Source organism: Burkholderia cepacia (genome assembly GCF_029962485.1).
Taxonomy (GTDB): Bacteria; Pseudomonadota; Gammaproteobacteria; order Burkholderiales; family Burkholderiaceae; genus Burkholderia.
Window position 1 is genome coordinate 2671478 of the sequence record NZ_CP073637.1, and the last position, 15166, is coordinate 2686643.

12 protein-coding genes are annotated in these 15166 nt (G+C 67.4%); 8 read left to right on the forward strand and 4 right to left on the reverse strand.

The window, feature by feature from the left end:
• Positions 1-183 precede the first annotated feature (183 nt).
• From KEC55_RS12455 to KEC55_RS12485, 7 genes are all read left to right on the forward strand, one after another.
• Positions 184-876 carry a VOC family protein gene (locus KEC55_RS12455; RefSeq protein ID WP_282505698.1) on the forward strand — a complete coding sequence of 231 codons (693 nt, stop codon included), beginning with the start codon at positions 184-186 and terminating at the stop codon, positions 874-876.
• A 54-nt stretch (positions 877-930) separates the two neighbouring features.
• Positions 931-1839 (forward strand): DMT family transporter, encoded by a 909-nt coding sequence (locus KEC55_RS12460; RefSeq protein WP_282505699.1) that lies wholly within the window; start codon positions 931-933, stop codon positions 1837-1839.
• Positions 1840-1991: 152 nt separating this feature from the next.
• Positions 1992-3173 carry a PLP-dependent aminotransferase family protein gene (locus KEC55_RS12465; RefSeq protein WP_282505700.1) on the forward strand — a complete coding sequence of 394 codons (1182 nt, stop codon included), beginning with the start codon at positions 1992-1994 and terminating at the stop codon, positions 3171-3173.
• Positions 3174-3215: 42 nt separating this feature from the next.
• Positions 3216-3674, forward strand: a complete 459-nt coding sequence (locus tag KEC55_RS12470) for a RidA family protein (protein ID WP_006478174.1) — start codon at positions 3216-3218, stop codon at positions 3672-3674.
• A 13-nt stretch (positions 3675-3687) separates the two neighbouring features.
• Entirely contained in the window at positions 3688-4572 is an 885-nt protein-coding gene (locus KEC55_RS12475) for a PhzF family phenazine biosynthesis protein (RefSeq protein ID WP_282505701.1), read from the forward strand.
• Between the two features lie 218 nt (positions 4573-4790).
• Complete coding sequence (locus tag KEC55_RS12480; RefSeq protein WP_176050454.1) at positions 4791-7130, forward strand: bifunctional diguanylate cyclase/phosphodiesterase; 2340 nt, start codon at positions 4791-4793, stop codon at positions 7128-7130.
• Between the two features lie 204 nt (positions 7131-7334).
• Positions 7335-8543, forward strand: coding sequence for a chromate transporter (locus KEC55_RS12485; protein ID WP_282505702.1), 1209 nt, complete (start codon positions 7335-7337; stop codon positions 8541-8543).
• Between the two features lie 52 nt (positions 8544-8595).
• Here KEC55_RS12485 and KEC55_RS12490 read toward each other — a convergent pair whose 3' ends face one another.
• A complete protein-coding gene (locus KEC55_RS12490) occupies positions 8596-9042 on the reverse strand; it encodes a multidrug/biocide efflux PACE transporter (RefSeq protein WP_282505703.1) in 447 nt (148 codons plus the stop codon).
• Between the two features lie 112 nt (positions 9043-9154).
• On the opposite strand from KEC55_RS12490, the gene KEC55_RS12495 reads away from it, so the two are divergent.
• A complete protein-coding gene (locus tag KEC55_RS12495; RefSeq protein ID WP_282505704.1) occupies positions 9155-10039 on the forward strand; it encodes a LysR family transcriptional regulator in 885 nt (294 codons plus the stop codon).
• A 38-nt stretch (positions 10040-10077) separates the two neighbouring features.
• Here the strand turns inward: KEC55_RS12495 and KEC55_RS12500 are convergent, their stop codons facing one another.
• The 3 genes from KEC55_RS12500 to KEC55_RS12510 all read right to left on the reverse strand — a co-directional run bounded on the left by KEC55_RS12500 (position 10078) and on the right by KEC55_RS12510 (position 15146).
• The gene (locus KEC55_RS12500) at positions 10078-10536 is read right to left on the reverse strand and encodes a CopD family protein (RefSeq protein WP_047898700.1); all 459 of its coding nucleotides are present in this window, start codon (positions 10534-10536) and stop codon (positions 10078-10080) included.
• A gap of 236 nt (positions 10537-10772) precedes the next feature.
• Positions 10773-13094 (reverse strand): DNA topoisomerase IV subunit A, encoded by a 2322-nt coding sequence (gene parC, locus KEC55_RS12505; RefSeq protein ID WP_282505705.1) that lies wholly within the window; start codon positions 13092-13094, stop codon positions 10773-10775.
• A gap of 69 nt (positions 13095-13163) precedes the next feature.
• Entirely contained in the window at positions 13164-15146 is a 1983-nt protein-coding gene (locus tag KEC55_RS12510; RefSeq protein ID WP_282505706.1) for a DNA topoisomerase IV subunit B, read from the reverse strand.
• Positions 15147-15166 lie beyond the last annotated feature (20 nt).

The following is a 15166-nucleotide window of genomic DNA, read 5'->3' on the forward strand; positions in this document are numbered from 1 at the left end:
TTACTGTGCCGGTAGCGACGATTACAGTTGACCGGAATGGCGATCGTGCGGCCGCCGTTCCGGCGCCGCCGCATGTGGCGCGGCGCCCGCCGGCCTGCATCGCGGCCGGTGCGCCGGCCGGGCCGGCTACCGCCCGGCGCCTCGCCCGCCTACCATGACACTTTCGCTTCCCGACCGACGTTCATGCCAGCCCGCTCCCTGACACTCGACCATCTCGTGATCGCCGCGCGCACGCTCGACGAAGGCGTTCGCCATGTCGCCGACGCACTCGGCATCGAACCGGCAGGCGGCGGCCGTCACCCGCTGATGCGGACCCACAATGCGCTGTTCGGCGCGTGGGGCGGGCTCTACCTCGAAGTGATCGCGATCGACCCCGACGCACCGGCGCCAGGCGACGGCACAAAGCCGCCGCGCGCGCGGCTGTTCGGTCTCGACGATCCGGCGATGCACGCACGGCTCGCGCAGGGCCCGTTTCTCGCGCACTGGGTCGCGCGGGTCGACCGCCCGCGCCAGCTTGCCCTGTGGCAGAGCCAGTACCCGGCCCGTATCGCGCCGGTGGTCGCGATGAGTCGCGGCGACCTGCGCTGGGGCCTCACGGTGCCCGACGACGGCAGCTTCCCCGCGTGGCAGGGCTCGGGCGACGGGCTCGCGCCGTCGCTGATCCAGTGGGACAGCCCACGCCACCCGGCCGAATCGCTGCCGGGCGACGGTGTCGCGCTGAAGGCGCTCAAGGGCACCCACCCGCATGCCGACGTCATCCGCGAGCAGCTCGACTGGCTCGGCGCCGCCCACCTGCTCGATCTCGAGGCGGATGAAGGCCCGCCCGCGCTCGTCGCCGAATTCGACACGCCACAGGGCGCACGCACGCTGCGCTGAACGCCCTGCCGCTTTCCTGATGACAACGACCTGCAATACGGAGACACCTGCAACATGAATTCGCGCGAAACCCGGGGCATGCTGCTCGGCCTGATCGGCGTGATGATCTTCAGCCTGACGCTGCCGATGACGCGCATCGTCGTGTCCGAACTCAACCCGCTGCTCAACGGGCTCGGCCGCGCGCTCGCCGCCGCCGTGCCGGCCGGCCTGCTGCTGTGGTGGCGCCGCGAAGCGCTGCCGACCCGCGCGCAGCTGAAAAGCCTCGCGATCACGTCGGCCGGCGTGATCATCGCGTACCCGGTGTTCTCCGCATGGGCGATGAAATCGGTACCGGCGTCGCACGGCGCGGTCGTCAACGGGCTGCAGCCGCTGTTCGTCGCACTGTACGCGGCGTGGCTGTCGCACGAGCGGCCGTCGAAGGCGTTCTGGGCCAGCGCGGTCGCGGGCAGCGCGCTCGTGATCGCGTTCGCGCTGCGCGACGGCGGCGGCACCCTGCAAGCCGGCGACGCGCTGATGCTCGTCGCGGTCGGCATCGGCGCGCTCGGCTATGCGGAAGGCGCGCGCCTCGCACGCCAGATCGGCGGCTGGCAAGTGATCTGCTGGGCGCTCGTCGTGTCGGCGCCGTTCCTCGTGCTGCCGGTCGGCTGGCTCGCGTGGATGCAGCATGCCGCGCATCCGGGCCCGCTCGCGCTGCGCACCTGGCTCGCGTTCGGCTACGTGACCCTCTTTTCGCAATTCATCGGTTTTTTCGCGTGGTACGCAGGGCTCGCGATGGGCGGTATCGCGCGCGTCGGCCAGGTGCAATTGCTGCAGATTTTCTTCACGATCGCGTTTTCGGCGCTGCTGTTCGGCGAAACGGTCACGTCGTCGACGTGGCTGTTCGCGGCCGCCGTGATCGCCACCGTGGTGCTCGGGCGCCGCTCGGCGGTCGCCACGGCCCCGCGTCCCGCTCGCGCCGGTTGATGAGGTGCGCCATAATGTTTGTTTTGCCTGATCGGTTTTGCCCACCCGGCCGCGAAGGCTCGATCGCGTTCGCGCCTGCCCACCCGGCAGCGTCGAAGCGATGCGCCCGAACGACCTTTCTTGACTGACCACGATATCCGAACGAGGAGACTATGAATCCGAGCGACCTGCATCCGCCGCACTGGCAGCTTTCCGAACGCGCCCGCAAGCTGACGAGCTCTGCGATCCGCGAAATCCTGAAGGTCACGGAACGCCCCGAGGTCATCTCGTTCGCCGGCGGCCTGCCCGCCCCCTCGACGTTCCCGGCCGAGCGCATGCGCGCCGCCGCCGACCGCGTGCTGCGCGACGCGCCGGCCGCCGCGCTCCAGTACAGCGCGACCGAAGGCTACCTGCCGCTGCGTGAATGGATCGCCGAGCGCTACAGCGTGCGCACGTCGCAGGTGCTGATCACGACCGGCTCGCAGCAAGCGCTCGACCTGCTCGGCAAGGCGCTCGTCGATCCGGGCAGCCCGATCCTCGTCGAAACGCCGACCTACCTCGGCGCGCTGCAGTCGTTCTCGCTGTACGAGCCGCGCTACGTGCAGGTGCCGACCGACGAACAGGGCCTGCTGCCGGAGGGCCTGACGCCCGAACTCACCCAAGGCGCGCGCCTGCTGTACGCGCAGCCGAACTTCCAGAACCCGACCGGCCGCCGCATGCCCGTCGAGCGCCGCCGCGCGCTCGCCGCGTTCGCGCAGTCGAGCCCGTTCCCGGTGCTGGAAGACGATCCGTACGGCGCACTGAACTACCGTGGCGAACCGCTGCCGACGATGCTGTCGATGGCGCCCGACCACGTCGTGCACCTCGGCACGTTCTCGAAGGTGCTCGCGCCGGGCCTGCGGATCGGCTACATCATCGCGCCCGAAGAACTCCACTTCAAGCTGGTTCAGGCCAAGCAGGCCACCGACCTGCACACGCCGACGCTCACGCAGCGCATCGCGCACGAAGTGATCAAGGACGGCTTCCTCGACGAGCACATCCCGACGATCCGCGCGCTGTACAGCGCGCAGTGCGACGCGATGCTCGGCGCGCTCGAGCGCCACATGCCGGAAGGCGTCACGTGGAACCGCCCGGAAGGCGGGATGTTCATCTGGGTGAACCTGCCCGCGCAGATCGACAGCATGAAGCTGCTCGCCGCGGCCGTCGACGACCATGTCGCCTTCGTGCCGGGCGCGCCGTTCTTCGCGGACAACGCACAGCAGAACACGCTGCGCCTGTCGTTCGTGACGGTGCCGCCCGAGAAGATCGAGGAAGGCGTCGCGCGACTCGGCAAGCTGCTGCGCGAACGTCTCTGATCCCCTTTTTCCTGTCACGACTCTCTACGAGGAATCGAACGCATGGCTAACGTCTACGACAAACTGAAGTCGCTCGGCATCGAGCTCCCGACCGCCGGCGCCCCGGCTGCCGCCTACGTGATGAGCGCGCAAAGCGGCAACACGGTGTACCTGTCGGGCCACATCGCGAAGAAAGACGGCAAGGTCTGGGCCGGCAAGCTCGGCGCGGATCTGCAGACGGAAGACGGCAAGGCCGCCGCCCGCTCGATCGCGATCGACCTGCTCGCGACGCTGCACGCGCACACCGGCGACCTGAACAAGGTCACGCGCATCGTGAAGCTGATGAGCCTCGTCAACTCGACGCTCGACTTCACCGAACAGCACGTCGTGACGAACGGCGCGTCGGAACTGATCGCCGAAGTGTTCGGCGACGCAGGCAAGCACGCGCGCTCGGCCTTCGGCGTCGCGCAGATCCCGCTCGGCGCGTGCGTCGAGATCGAGCTGATCGCCGAAGTTGCGTAACGGGCGCAGCGCGATGCCCGGCCGTCTCGTCCGCTTCAAGCAGGTCGACGTGTTCTCGTCGGTGCCGTTCAAGGGCAATCCGCTTGCCGTGGTGTTCGACGCCGATTCGCTCGGCGACGACGCCATGCTCGAGATCGCCCGCTGGACGAACCTGTCGGAAACCACGTTCCTCTGCTCGCCGACCGATCCGGAAGCCGACTACCGCGTCCGGATCTTCACGACGGGCGGCGAACTGCCGTTCGCCGGCCACCCGACGCTCGGCACCGCGCATGCGTTCCTGGAAAGCGGCGCGCAGCCGCGCACGCCGGGCCGGCTGATCCAGCAATGCGGAGTCGGCCGGGTCGCGCTGCGCGAGCAGGCCGGCGGCTGGGCATTCGCCGCGCCGCCGGCACGCGTCACGCCGCTCGACCGTTCGGACTACGCGGTGCTGGCCGCCGCGCTGCGCACCGACGCGCTCGATCTCGATGCCGAGCCGTGCGCGGTCGACAACGGCGCGCCGTGGCTGGTCGCACGGCTGAAGTCGGCCGACGCGTGCATCGGCCTGTCGCCCGATCCGGTCGCACTCGAGGCGCTTACCCGCCGCTACGGCGTGGACGGCCTCGCCGCCTACGCGCCGCACGCCGAAGGCGGCCCCGCGACGTTCGAGATCCGTTGCCTGATGACGGGCGGCAAGTTCGGCACCCCCGGCGAGGATCCCGTCACCGGCAGCGCGAACGCCGCGCTGGCCGGGCTGCTGACGCGGCAGGAACGCCGCCCCGGCCCGTCGTATACGGCCCGCCAGGGCACGGCAATCGGCCGCGACGGCCGCATCTTCGTCAGCTACGACGAAGACGGCACGACCTGGATCGGCGGCGACGTCGTCACGGTCGTCGACGGTACCTTCCGGTCACCTGCCTGACATTCCGCGATGTGCGATGGCGCCGGCTCGTCCGGCGCCCCCTACGATTCGCCCAACTATCGCAAAAACGTTCCAGCCAGTAATATCGGGCCTAATCCGTTGTTTCGGACGTCTGTCCATGGTTGCGAATCCCGCGAACGAACAGACGTCGGGATAACCCCAACCCAAGCCAGCCATCCAGAGGGATGGCGCACGCGAGCAGGACGCCACCCGCTTCGATGAGCTCCGCCCGGTCCAACCACACGCCGCCGAACCGGCCGCTACGCGCGCCGCGCAAATCGCGCCGGCGTGCGCTATTTGCGATCCCGTTGCTCGGGATGCTGGCGCTCGCGCTGCTGTGGGCCGTGATCATCGCGCGGCTGTCGGTGGAAAAGGACAGCGCCTACAAGGAAGCGGCCGCCTCCGCTGCGATCCTCTCTTCAGCGCTCGAGCAGCATACGGTCAAGGCGATCCACCAGGTCGACCAGATCACCCGCTTCGTCAAGTTCGAGTTCGAGAAGTCGCCCGGGCGCTTCAATCTCGCGAGCGCCGTCGAGAAAGGCGTCGTGCCGAGCGACACGCTGATCCAGGTGTCGCTGGTCAACGCGAAGGGCATCCTGTTCGCGAACACGGCCGAGCTGCATCCGCAGCCGATCAACCTGTCCGACCGCGAGCACTTCAAGGTCCACCTCGCGCACAACGACGATCGCCTCTTCATCAGCAAACCCGTGCTCGGCCGCGTGTCGAGCCACTGGACGCTGCAGATGACGCGGCGCCTGAACAATCCGGACGGCAGTTTCGCGGGCATCGTCGTCGTGTCGGAAGACCCGAGCTACTTCACGAACGACTTCTACAACAACGCGGCGATCGGCAAGGAAGGCGTGATCGCGGTGGTGTCCGACACGGGCACCGTGCTCGCGCGGCGCACGGGTTCGCTGAACAACGCGCCGGGCGCGTTTTCGGCATCGGGCGTCTACCCGATCGCCGAGCGCGTGACGGGCACGATCATCGACCCGATCGACGGTGTGACGCGCATCGTGTCGTACCGCCACCTCGACGGCTACCCGCTCGCGGTGATGGTCGGGCTGTCGCAGACGGAAGAGTTCGCGGACTACTACCACACGCGCAACGTCTACCTGCTGATGACGAGCTTCATCACGCTCGCGATGCTCGCGTTCTTCGGCGTCGCGACGGGCCTGATCGGCAAGCTGCTCGGCCGCGAGCGCGAGATGACGCAGCTCGCCGAATACGACCTGCTCACCGGCCTTGCGAACCGCTATGCGACGCTGCGCGGGCTGCGCAACGACGTGTCGATGCCGACGAGCCTGTCGCGGCTCGGCCTGCTGTTCATCGATCTCGACAACTTCAAGACCGTCAACGACACGCTCGGCCACAACGCCGGCGACATTGTGCTGCAAATGACCGCGTCGCGCCTGGCCGATGCGGTCGGCGACGAAGGCTCGCTCGCGCGCATCGGCGGCGACGAGTTCGTCGTCGTGATGAAGGGCGACGACGTCGAGCGACGCGCGGTGCGGCTCGCGGAAGCGATCATCCGGATGTTCGGCGAGCCGTTCGACGTGCGCGGCAGTTCGTTCGTGCTGCATGCGAGCATCGGCATCGCGCTGCACACCGTCGCCAACGAAAGCGAGATCGACCTGCTGAAGAAGGCCGACCTCGCGATGTACAGCGCGAAGGACGCCGGCAAGAACTGCTACCAGTTCTATGCGCCGCACCTGTCGCACCGTGCCGATCACCTGATGCGCTGGGAACAGCAATTGCGCGTTGCGCTCGCAGAGGGGCAACTGTTCCTCGCATACCAGCCGAAGATCGATCTCACGCATCGCTACATCACCGGCTTCGAAGCACTCGCGCGCTGGGATCATCCCGAGCACGGGATCATCTCCGCGAACGAATTCATTTCGATCGCCGAATCGACGGGCCTGATCGTGCCGATCGGCGACTTCGTGATCCGCACCGCATGCGAGCAGATCGCGCGCTGGCGCGACGAGGGCCACGACACGCTGACGCTCGCGGTCAACATCTCGCCCGTGCAGTTCTGGCGCGGCGACCTGATCGAGACGATCTCACGCACGCTGCTGGAAACCGGCATCGACGCGAACCGGCTCGAACTCGAGATCACCGAAACCGCGATGATGGAATATCCGGAACTCGTGTCCGAGAAGATCGTCGCGTTGAAGAAGCTCGGCATCCGCATCGCGCTCGACGATTTCGGCACCGGCTATTCATCGCTGTCGTACCTGCACCGCTTCTCGGTCGACACGCTGAAGGTCGACCGCTCGTTCGTGCAGGCCATCCCGAACGATCGCAGCGTGTGCGTGATGGTGTCGTCGATCGTGCATCTCGCCCGCTCGCTCGGCCTGACCGTCGTCGTCGAAGGCACGGAAACCGAAGAGCAGATCACGTGGCTGTCCGCGCTCGGCGAGATCGAGGCGCAGGGCTTCCTGTTCTCGCGCCCGGTGCCGGCCGATGCGATTCCCGCGCTGATCGCGCGCTTCGGCGTGCGCGGCCACCATCCGAACGTCATCGCGCATCGCGCGACGGGCAGCACGGGCGCCTGAGCAGCACCGCGTCTGCGACCGCGATGTGCGTTGCGCGCTGCCGCAATTGTTTCGTTTTCCGATCCGATTGTTTAGTTCATTAACTAGCGTTTTCGCGCATGGCAGTGTCACGGTGCGCGGCGGACAATCGGGAGGGCCAACGTATCGGCGGGCCGCCGGTACGGTCACACGCGCGAGATCTGGCCCTGCGCCAATACCACAACCATGACAACCGTCGAAGTCGAAGCGACCGCTCGTGTCGAAGAGGCACAGGCATCCCTGTGGGCCTTGTTCAAGGTCGTCGCCGGCATTTCTGCGATCTCGTGGGGCGGGCTTTCGATGATGGCGCAACTCGAACGCCACTACGTTGAACGGCTGCAGCGCATCGAACCGCACGTATTCGGCGATCTTGTCGCGCTCGCCTGGCTCGTGCCGGGCCCCGTCGGCTGCAATGTGGCAGTGCAGGTCGGCCAGACGCTGCACGGCCGCGCCGGCGCATGGGTCGCCGGTATCGCGAGCGTGCTGCCGTTCTCGATCCTGATGACGCTGTTCGCGATCTTTTATCAGACGCCGCTCGTGCGCTCGCTGGCGGCGCCGATGCTGATCAATCACTTCGGGATGGTGCTCGCCGCGCTGATCGGCGTCACATGGGTCAAGCAGTTGCGCTCGCTCGCGCGCACGCGGCTCGAACAGTTGATCGCCGCGCTGTCGACGATTCTGCTCGCTTTCGCACATAGTCCCGCCGCTTTCGTCGGAATTCTCTTCGCTGCGTTTGCAGCGGGCTGGCTGACGGGGCCGACCCAACGCGACGCGGTCGATTTCACGCTGTCGAAGCGCGACCGCAACCTGCTCGTGCTGCTCGGCGTGCTCGTCGTGCTGTTCGCGGTGCCGCTGCCGGGCGATTACCAGGCGCAGCTGTTGTGGCCGCGCCTCGCGGGTGCCGGCATGACGCTGTTCGGCGGCGGTTTTTCCGCCCTGCCGGTGCTCAAGACGCTGTTCGTGTCGCCCGCAACGGGCATCTCCGATCACGACTTCACGCTGGCGTTCGCGCTGTCGCCGGTAGCGCCGGGGCCGCTGCTGAACGTTGTGCCGTTTCTCGGCTACCTGACGGACGGCTGGGTCGGCGCGCTGCTCGCGACGGCCGCGCTGTTCATTCCGTCGGGGTGCCTCGTCGTGTTTGCGCAGAACCACCTGTTCCGGCTCAAGCGCCACGCGCGCTTCGAACACGGGATGCGCCTGCTGCGCGCGGCGACGACGGGCTTTCTCGTCGTCGCCGTCGTGAAGATCCTGCACCGCGAGCCGGCCGACCCCGTTTACTGGCTGACGGGCGCCTTCGCGACGCTGTGCTTCACGCGCTTCAAGGTGCCCGTCTATGCCGTCTACGGCGCGGTCGCCGTGGCGTGCAGCGTGTGGTTGTGGGCCGCCGCGCGCTGACGGGCGGCGGCCATCGCCCTGCTCTGCCGGCTTCCACCGGCATCGACGAACCTCAACCGGCCTGCACCGCGACCCGGCGCGCCATCCAGCGGGCCCGCAGCGCGTCGTACGCGAGGTTGAAGCAGAACGTATAAGGCAGGAAGAACAGCACGATGCCGAGGTCGAGCAGCAGTGCCTCGACGAGGCTCACGTTCAGCCACCACGCGGCCACCGGCACCACCATCGCGACGAGACCGAGTTCGAACATGACTGCGTGCGCGATCCGCATGCCGAGCGTGCGCTTCAATCCCGCACGCCGCTCGAAGCGGTCGAACAGCGTGTTGAACGCCATGTTCCACGCCATCGCGATCAGCGACACCATCAGGGTCAGCACGCCGACGTGCGACACCGGCATATCCAGCAGCCACGCGCCGATCGGCGCACACAGCGCGATCGCGACCAGTTCGAACGTCAGTGCGTGCAGCAGCCGTTCCGTTACCGTTTTGTTCATCTGTTTCATGATGCCCTCCAATCCGTTACGTCATTCATGCGAGCCATTTTGATCGGCGATACCGGTTGAATCCAGTTTGTTATCATCGGTTTTACCGATATAACGAAGTCTGGAGCGCCGCATGCACCACGCCCCCGAAGCCCTGCTCGCGTTCGCCGAGGCCGCGCTGCTCGGCTCGTTCACGGCCGCCGCGCGCAAGCTCGGCAAGCGCCAGTCGACCATCTCGGAAGCCATCGCGAACCTCGAAATCGATCTCGGCGTGCAACTGTTCGACCGCTCGACTCGCGCGCCGACACTGACAGACGCCGGCCGCGCGCTACTGCCGCAGGTGCAGCGCGCGCTCGAAGCCAGTGCGGCGATCGACCGCACGGCCGCGCGGCTCGCGCATGGCGAGGAAGCGCGGCTGACACTCGTCGTGTCCGACACGTACCAGTCGAAACGTTATGAGGAAACGCTGATGGCGCTCGAACGGCGCTTTCCGGCACTCGAGCTCGAATGCCAGATCGCCGAACACGAGGACGTGCTCGACCTGATCCAGCAGGGCCGCGCGCAGCTCGGGCTGATGGCCGCGCGTGCGGCCTACCCGGCCGATATCGGCGCGGCGACGGTGGCGGAAGAATCGGAGATCGGGCTGTTCGTCGGGCGCACGCACGCGCTCGCCGAATACGGCGACGCCGAGGTCCCGCACGCGGCGCTGCGCGACGTGCGCGAACTGCGCCTCAACACCTATGTGAAAACGGAAGGCCGCGGCGCCGACGACCGAATCGTCGTCGGCACGCAGCACTGGCTGGCGCCGAGCTACCTGATGCTGCTGGAGATGGCCGTACTGGGGTTCGGCTGGGCGGAACTGCCGCGCTGGATGGTCGAGCACTTCGCACGGGATCGCCTGTGCGAGCTGCGCTCACGCGGCTGGCCGCGCCGTGTGCGGGTGGATGCGGTCTGGTCGCGCAACCGGCCGCTCGGCCCGGCCGGCGCCTGGCTGCTCGATGCGATGCTGGCCGCGTAGCGGCGCAGGCCGCCGGGACGGCGGCCGAGCCCGAACGATCAGAAACCGCGCGACAGCACGGCCGCGCCGACCGTGACGACGCCGAGCACGAGATTCACGACGACGAGCAGGCGCACCGCGTTCACCGCGCGCGCGCCGTCCGGCCAGTTCTGCGCCTGCACCGCGCGGCGGATGCGCGGGAACAGCGCGAAGCGGATATGGCCGAAGATCAGCATCATCACGACGCCGAGCCCAGCCATCGCGTGCAGCGACCACGTCGCGTGCGCGCCGCCGAATTCCACGAGCAGGAAGCCGCCGGACAGCAGGATCACGATCACGGAGCCCGCCACCCAGTTGAAGAAGCGGCCGAACACGCCTTCGATCAGCGGCAGCCGGAGCTGCGGCGACAGGTCGGACAGCGCCGGACGCAGGCAGAAGTTCGCGAAGACCATCCCGCCCACCCACACGGCAACGGCCAGCAGGTGAAGAAACAGCGCGACGGCAACAGCGTGGGACATGGCGAATCCTGTGATGAGTGGGGTGCAGCGAACGGCCGCGTCGCGCGCGGCATCAAGCGACGTTCGACCGGCCAGTCGCCTCTCGGTTCAGACCCCCGGCGCGATTTCACAATATTTTGCAAGTTCCGCGTGACAGCGCCACCGTTGCTTACCCGAATCCCCACGCCAAAAGAAAAGGCCGCACACCCGCCGAAGCGGACGTGCGGCCTTCGATCGCGGCCGAACCGGGCCCGGCGTCAGCCGAGCAGCGGACGCAGCTCGTTGACGACCTTGAGCTTCGTCTCCGGCGCGCGGCCCTTGCGGGCGCGCTTCCCGATGTGCGGCGCGAGCCCTGCGTACGACAGCGTGTCGTCCTGCGCCTTGCCGCCGCGGCCGGTGCCGATCAGCACGACGCCGGCCGGATCGATCGCGAGCGCCTGGACCAGCGTTTCCTTGTCGTCGAGCGCCATCAGGATCACGCCGCGGCCACCGCCGGACAGCGTCTTCATCTCGTCCATCCCGAACACGAGCAGCCGGCCGCCGCTCGACAGGCACGCGACCTGTGTCGCATTCGGCAGCACGGGCATCGGCGCGAGCGGCACCGCGCCCGTATCGATCGTCATGAACGCCTTGCCGGCCTTCACGCGGCTCACCATGTCGCCGACCTTCGCGAGGAAGCCGAAGCCGTTGCTCGACGCGAGCAGCAGTTGCTGGTCGGCCGGCGCCGCGTAGTAGTGCATCAGGTGCGAGCCCGATTCGAGCTCGATCAGCGACGTGACCGGCACACCGTCACCGCGCCCGCCCGGCAGTACCGACACGTCGACCGAGTACACGCGGCCGCTGCTGCCCCATGCGATCAGGCGATCCGGCGTGCGGCACTGGAACGCCGCGTACAGGTGATCGCCGGCCTTGAACGAGAAGCTGGCCGGGTCGAGCCCGTGGCCCTTCAGCGCCCGCACCCAGCCCTTCTGCGACACGACGACCGTCACCGGCTCGTCGACCACCTTCGCCTCGAACGTCGCGCGCTTTTCCTGCTGGATCAGCGTGCGGCGATCGTCGCCGTACTGCTTCGCGTCGGCCTCGATCTCCTTGATCATCAGCCGCTTCATCGCGCTTTCGTTCGCGAGCAGCTCCTCGAGCTTCGCCTTCTCGTCGCGCAGCGCTTCGAGTTCCTTCTCGATCTTGATCTTCTCGAGCCGCGCGAGCTGGCGCAGGCGGATTTCGAGAATGTCTTCGGCCTGACGGTCGCTGAGGCCGAACGCGCTCATCAGCGCGGCCTTCGGCTCGTCCGACTCGCGGATGATGCGGATCACCTCGTCGATGTTCAGGAAGACGATCATCCGCCCTTCGAGGATGTGGATGCGATCGTCGACCTTCGCGAGGCGATGGCGGCAACGGCGCGTCATCGTCAGCTGGCGGAACTTCACCCACTCGTCGAGGATCGTCAGCAGACCCTTCTGACCCGGCCGGCCGTCGGCGCCGATCATCACGAGATTCAGCGTCGCGTTCGATTCGAGGCTCGTGTACGCGAGCAGCGTATTCACGAATTCCGTCTGGTCGATCGTGCGCGACTTCGGCTCGAACACGAGCCGCACCGCTGCTTCCTTGCCCGACTCGTCGCGCACCGCGTCGAGCAGGTCGAGCATCGCCTTCTTCGTGTTGAGCTGCTCGGGCGTCAGCGTCTTCTTGCCGAGCTTGAGCTTCGGGTTGGTCAGTTCCTCGATTTCCTCGAGCACCTTCTGGCCCGACGTGCTCGGCGGCAGCTCGGTGACGACGAGCTGCCACTGGCCGCGCGCGAGATCCTCGATCTTCCATTTCGCGCGCACCTTCAGGCTGCCGCGGCCGGTTTCGTACGCCGCGGCGATTTCGGTGTCGCTCGAGATGATCTGGCCGCCGCCCGGGAAATCCGGGCCAGGGATCAGGTTCATCAGCTCCGCGTGCGTCAGCTTCGGATTGCGGATCAGCGCGACTGCCGCGCCCGCGACTTCGCGCAGGTTGTGCGACGGGATTTCGGTGGCGAGGCCGACCGCGATGCCCGACGCGCCGTTCAGCAGCACGAACGGCATGCGGCTCGGCAGCGTCTTCGGTTCCTCGAACGAGCCGTCGTAGTTCGGCATGAAGTCGACCGTGCCCTGATCGATCTCGTCGAGCAGCAGCTTCGCGATCGGCGTGAGGCGCGCTTCCGTGTAACGCATCGCCGCCGCGCCGTCGCCGTCGCGCGAACCGAAGTTGCCCTGCCCGTCGATCAGCGGGTAGCGCAGCGAGAAATCCTGCGCGAGGCGCACGAGCGCGTCGTACGCCGACTGGTCGCCGTGCGGGTGGTATTTACCGAGCACGTCGCCGACCACGCGCGCCGACTTCACCGGCTTCGCGTCCGGGCCGAGGCCCATTTCGTTCATCGCGAACAGGATCCGGCGCTGCACCGGCTTCTGGCCGTCGCACACGTCGGGCAGCGCGCGGCTCTTCACGACGCTGACCGCGTAGCTGAGATACGCCTGCTCCGCGTAGTTGCCGAGCGTCAGCGCGTCGCTCTCGGGCGCGTCCGGGCTCGCAAAGAGATCGGAGGTGTTGTCGTCCATCTGAATTCCGTATTCGTAAGTGGCGTGAGGCCGGGCCGGGCGTCATGCCCGGCCGCGCGGATTCCCGGCTTAAATGTCCGCTTCGACGTCGTTGCCCTTTTCCTCGAGCCAGCCGCGTCGTGCGGCTGCCTCGCCCTTGCCCATCAGCATCGTCATGCGCGCGACGGTCGCCTCGTAATCGAGCTCGCCGAGCTTCACCGGCATCAGGCGGCGCGTATCGGGGTTCATCGTGGTATCCCACAGCTGCTCGGCGCTCATTTCGCCGAGACCCTTGAAGCGGCTGATGCTCCATTGCGTCTCGCGCACGCCGTCCTTGCGCAGCTTGTCGAGGATCGCTTCGAGTTCGCCGTCGTCGAGCGCATAGAGCTTCTGCGCAGCCTTCTTGCCGCGCGCCGGCGCGTCGACGCGGAACAGCGGCGGCCGTGCGACGCACACGTGGCCGCGCTCGATCAGTTGCGGGAAATGCTTGAAGAACAGCGTGAGCAGCAGCACCTGGATGTGCGAGCCGTCGACGTCCGCGTCCGACAGGATGCAGATCTTGCCGTAGCGCAGGTTCGACAGGTCGACGGTGTCGTCGGGGCTGTGCGGATCGACGCCTATCGCCACCGAGATGTCGTGCACCTCGTTGTTCGCGAACAGGCGGTCGCGCTCGGTTTCCCACGTGTTCAGCACCTTGCCGCGCAGCGGCAGGATGGCCTGGTATTCCTTGTCGCGGCCCATCTTCGCGGAGCCACCCGCCGAGTCGCCCTCGACGAGAAACAACTCGTTGCGCGCGATATCCTCCGTCTCGCAGTCGGTCAGCTTGCCGGGCAGCACCGCGACGCCCGAGCTCTTGCGCTTCTCGACCTTCTGGCCCGCGCGCGTGCGCGCCTGCGCCTGCTTGATCACGAGTTCGGCGAGCTTCTTGCCGTGCTCGACGTGCTGGTTCAGCCACAATTCGAGCGCCGGACGCGAGAACGACGACACGAGCTTCACCGCGTCGCGGCTGTTCAGGCGTTCCTTGATCTGCCCCTGGAACTGCGGATCGAGCACCTTCGCGGACAGCACGAACGACACGCGTGCGAACACGTCTTCCGCGAGCAGCTTCACGCCCTTCGGCTGCAGGTTGTGCAGCTCGACGAAGCTCTTCACGGCCTGGTACAGCCCGTCGCGCAGGCCGGATTCGTGCGTGCCGCCGGCCGGCGTCGGGATCAGGTTCACGTACGACTCGCGCACGAGCGAACCTTCCTCGCTCCATGCGACGACCCACGATGCGCCCTCGCCTTCGGCGAACGTATCGTCGCCCGAACGCGAATCGGCGAAACGCTCGCCTTCGAACAGCGGAATCAGCAGCTCGCTGCCGTTCATTTCGTCGAGCAGGTAGCCGCGCAGGCCGTCTTCATATTTCCACGTCTGGCGCTCGCCGCTCTTTTCGTTGACGAGCACGACCTCGACGCCCGGCAGCAGCACGGCCTTCGAGCGCAGCAGGCGCTGCAGTTCGCCGAGCGGCAGGTTCGGCGAATCGAAGTACTTCGTGTTCGGCCACACCTGCACGCGCGTGCCGGATTTCTTCTCGCCGCGGCCCGCGCCCTGCGTCGTGAGCGGCTTGACCACGTCGCCTTCGGCAAAACCGAGCTCGGCGATCTTGCCGTCGCGCCACACCGTGACGTCGAGGCGCGTCGCGAGCGCGTTCGTCACCGATACGCCGACGCCGTGCAGGCCGCCCGAGAACGTATAGGCGCCGCCGGCAGCCTTGTCGAACTTGCCGCCTGCGTGCAGGCGCGTGAACACGATCTCGACAACCGGTACGCCCTCTTCGGGGTGCATGCCGAACGGGATGCCGCGGCCGTCGTCTTCGACCGAGACCGACTGGTCGGCGTGCAGCGTGACCGTGATCTGCTTGCCGTAGCCGCCGAGCGCCTCGTCGGACGCGTTGTCGATGACTTCCTGGATGATGTGCAGCGGATTCTCGGTACGGGTGTACATGCCGGGGCGCTGCTTGACCGGCTCGAGACCCTTGAGCACCTTGATCGATGCTTCGCTATAGGCCGCGCTGGGTTTCTTCGTAGACATAGGCGCTGAATTTCGTCATT

Bases quoted from the DNA above. Each gene is read 5' to 3' on its own strand.
- KEC55_RS12455 (WP_282505698.1), top strand. From the start codon at position 184: ATGCCAGCCCGCTCCCTGACACTCGACCATCTCGTGATCGCCGCGCGC.
- parC (WP_282505705.1), bottom strand. From the start codon at position 13,094: ATGGACGACAACACCTCCGATCTCTTTGCGAGCCCGGACGCGCCCGAG.
- KEC55_RS12500 (WP_047898700.1), bottom strand. From the start codon at position 10,536: ATGTCCCACGCTGTTGCCGTCGCGCTGTTTCTTCACCTGCTGGCCGTT.
- KEC55_RS12460 (WP_282505699.1), top strand. From the start codon at position 931: ATGAATTCGCGCGAAACCCGGGGCATGCTGCTCGGCCTGATCGGCGTG.
- KEC55_RS12510 (WP_282505706.1), bottom strand. From the start codon at position 15,146: ATGTCTACGAAGAAACCCAGCGCGGCCTATAGCGAAGCATCGATCAAG.
- KEC55_RS12475 (WP_282505701.1), top strand. From the start codon at position 3,688: ATGCCCGGCCGTCTCGTCCGCTTCAAGCAGGTCGACGTGTTCTCGTCG.
- KEC55_RS12495 (WP_282505704.1), top strand. From the start codon at position 9,155: ATGCACCACGCCCCCGAAGCCCTGCTCGCGTTCGCCGAGGCCGCGCTG.
- KEC55_RS12485 (WP_282505702.1), top strand. From the start codon at position 7,335: ATGACAACCGTCGAAGTCGAAGCGACCGCTCGTGTCGAAGAGGCACAG.
- KEC55_RS12480 (WP_176050454.1), top strand. From the start codon at position 4,791: ATGAGCTCCGCCCGGTCCAACCACACGCCGCCGAACCGGCCGCTACGC.
- KEC55_RS12470 (WP_006478174.1), top strand. From the start codon at position 3,216: ATGGCTAACGTCTACGACAAACTGAAGTCGCTCGGCATCGAGCTCCCG.
- KEC55_RS12490 (WP_282505703.1), bottom strand. From the start codon at position 9,042: ATGAAACAGATGAACAAAACGGTAACGGAACGGCTGCTGCACGCACTG.
- KEC55_RS12465 (WP_282505700.1), top strand. From the start codon at position 1,992: ATGAATCCGAGCGACCTGCATCCGCCGCACTGGCAGCTTTCCGAACGC.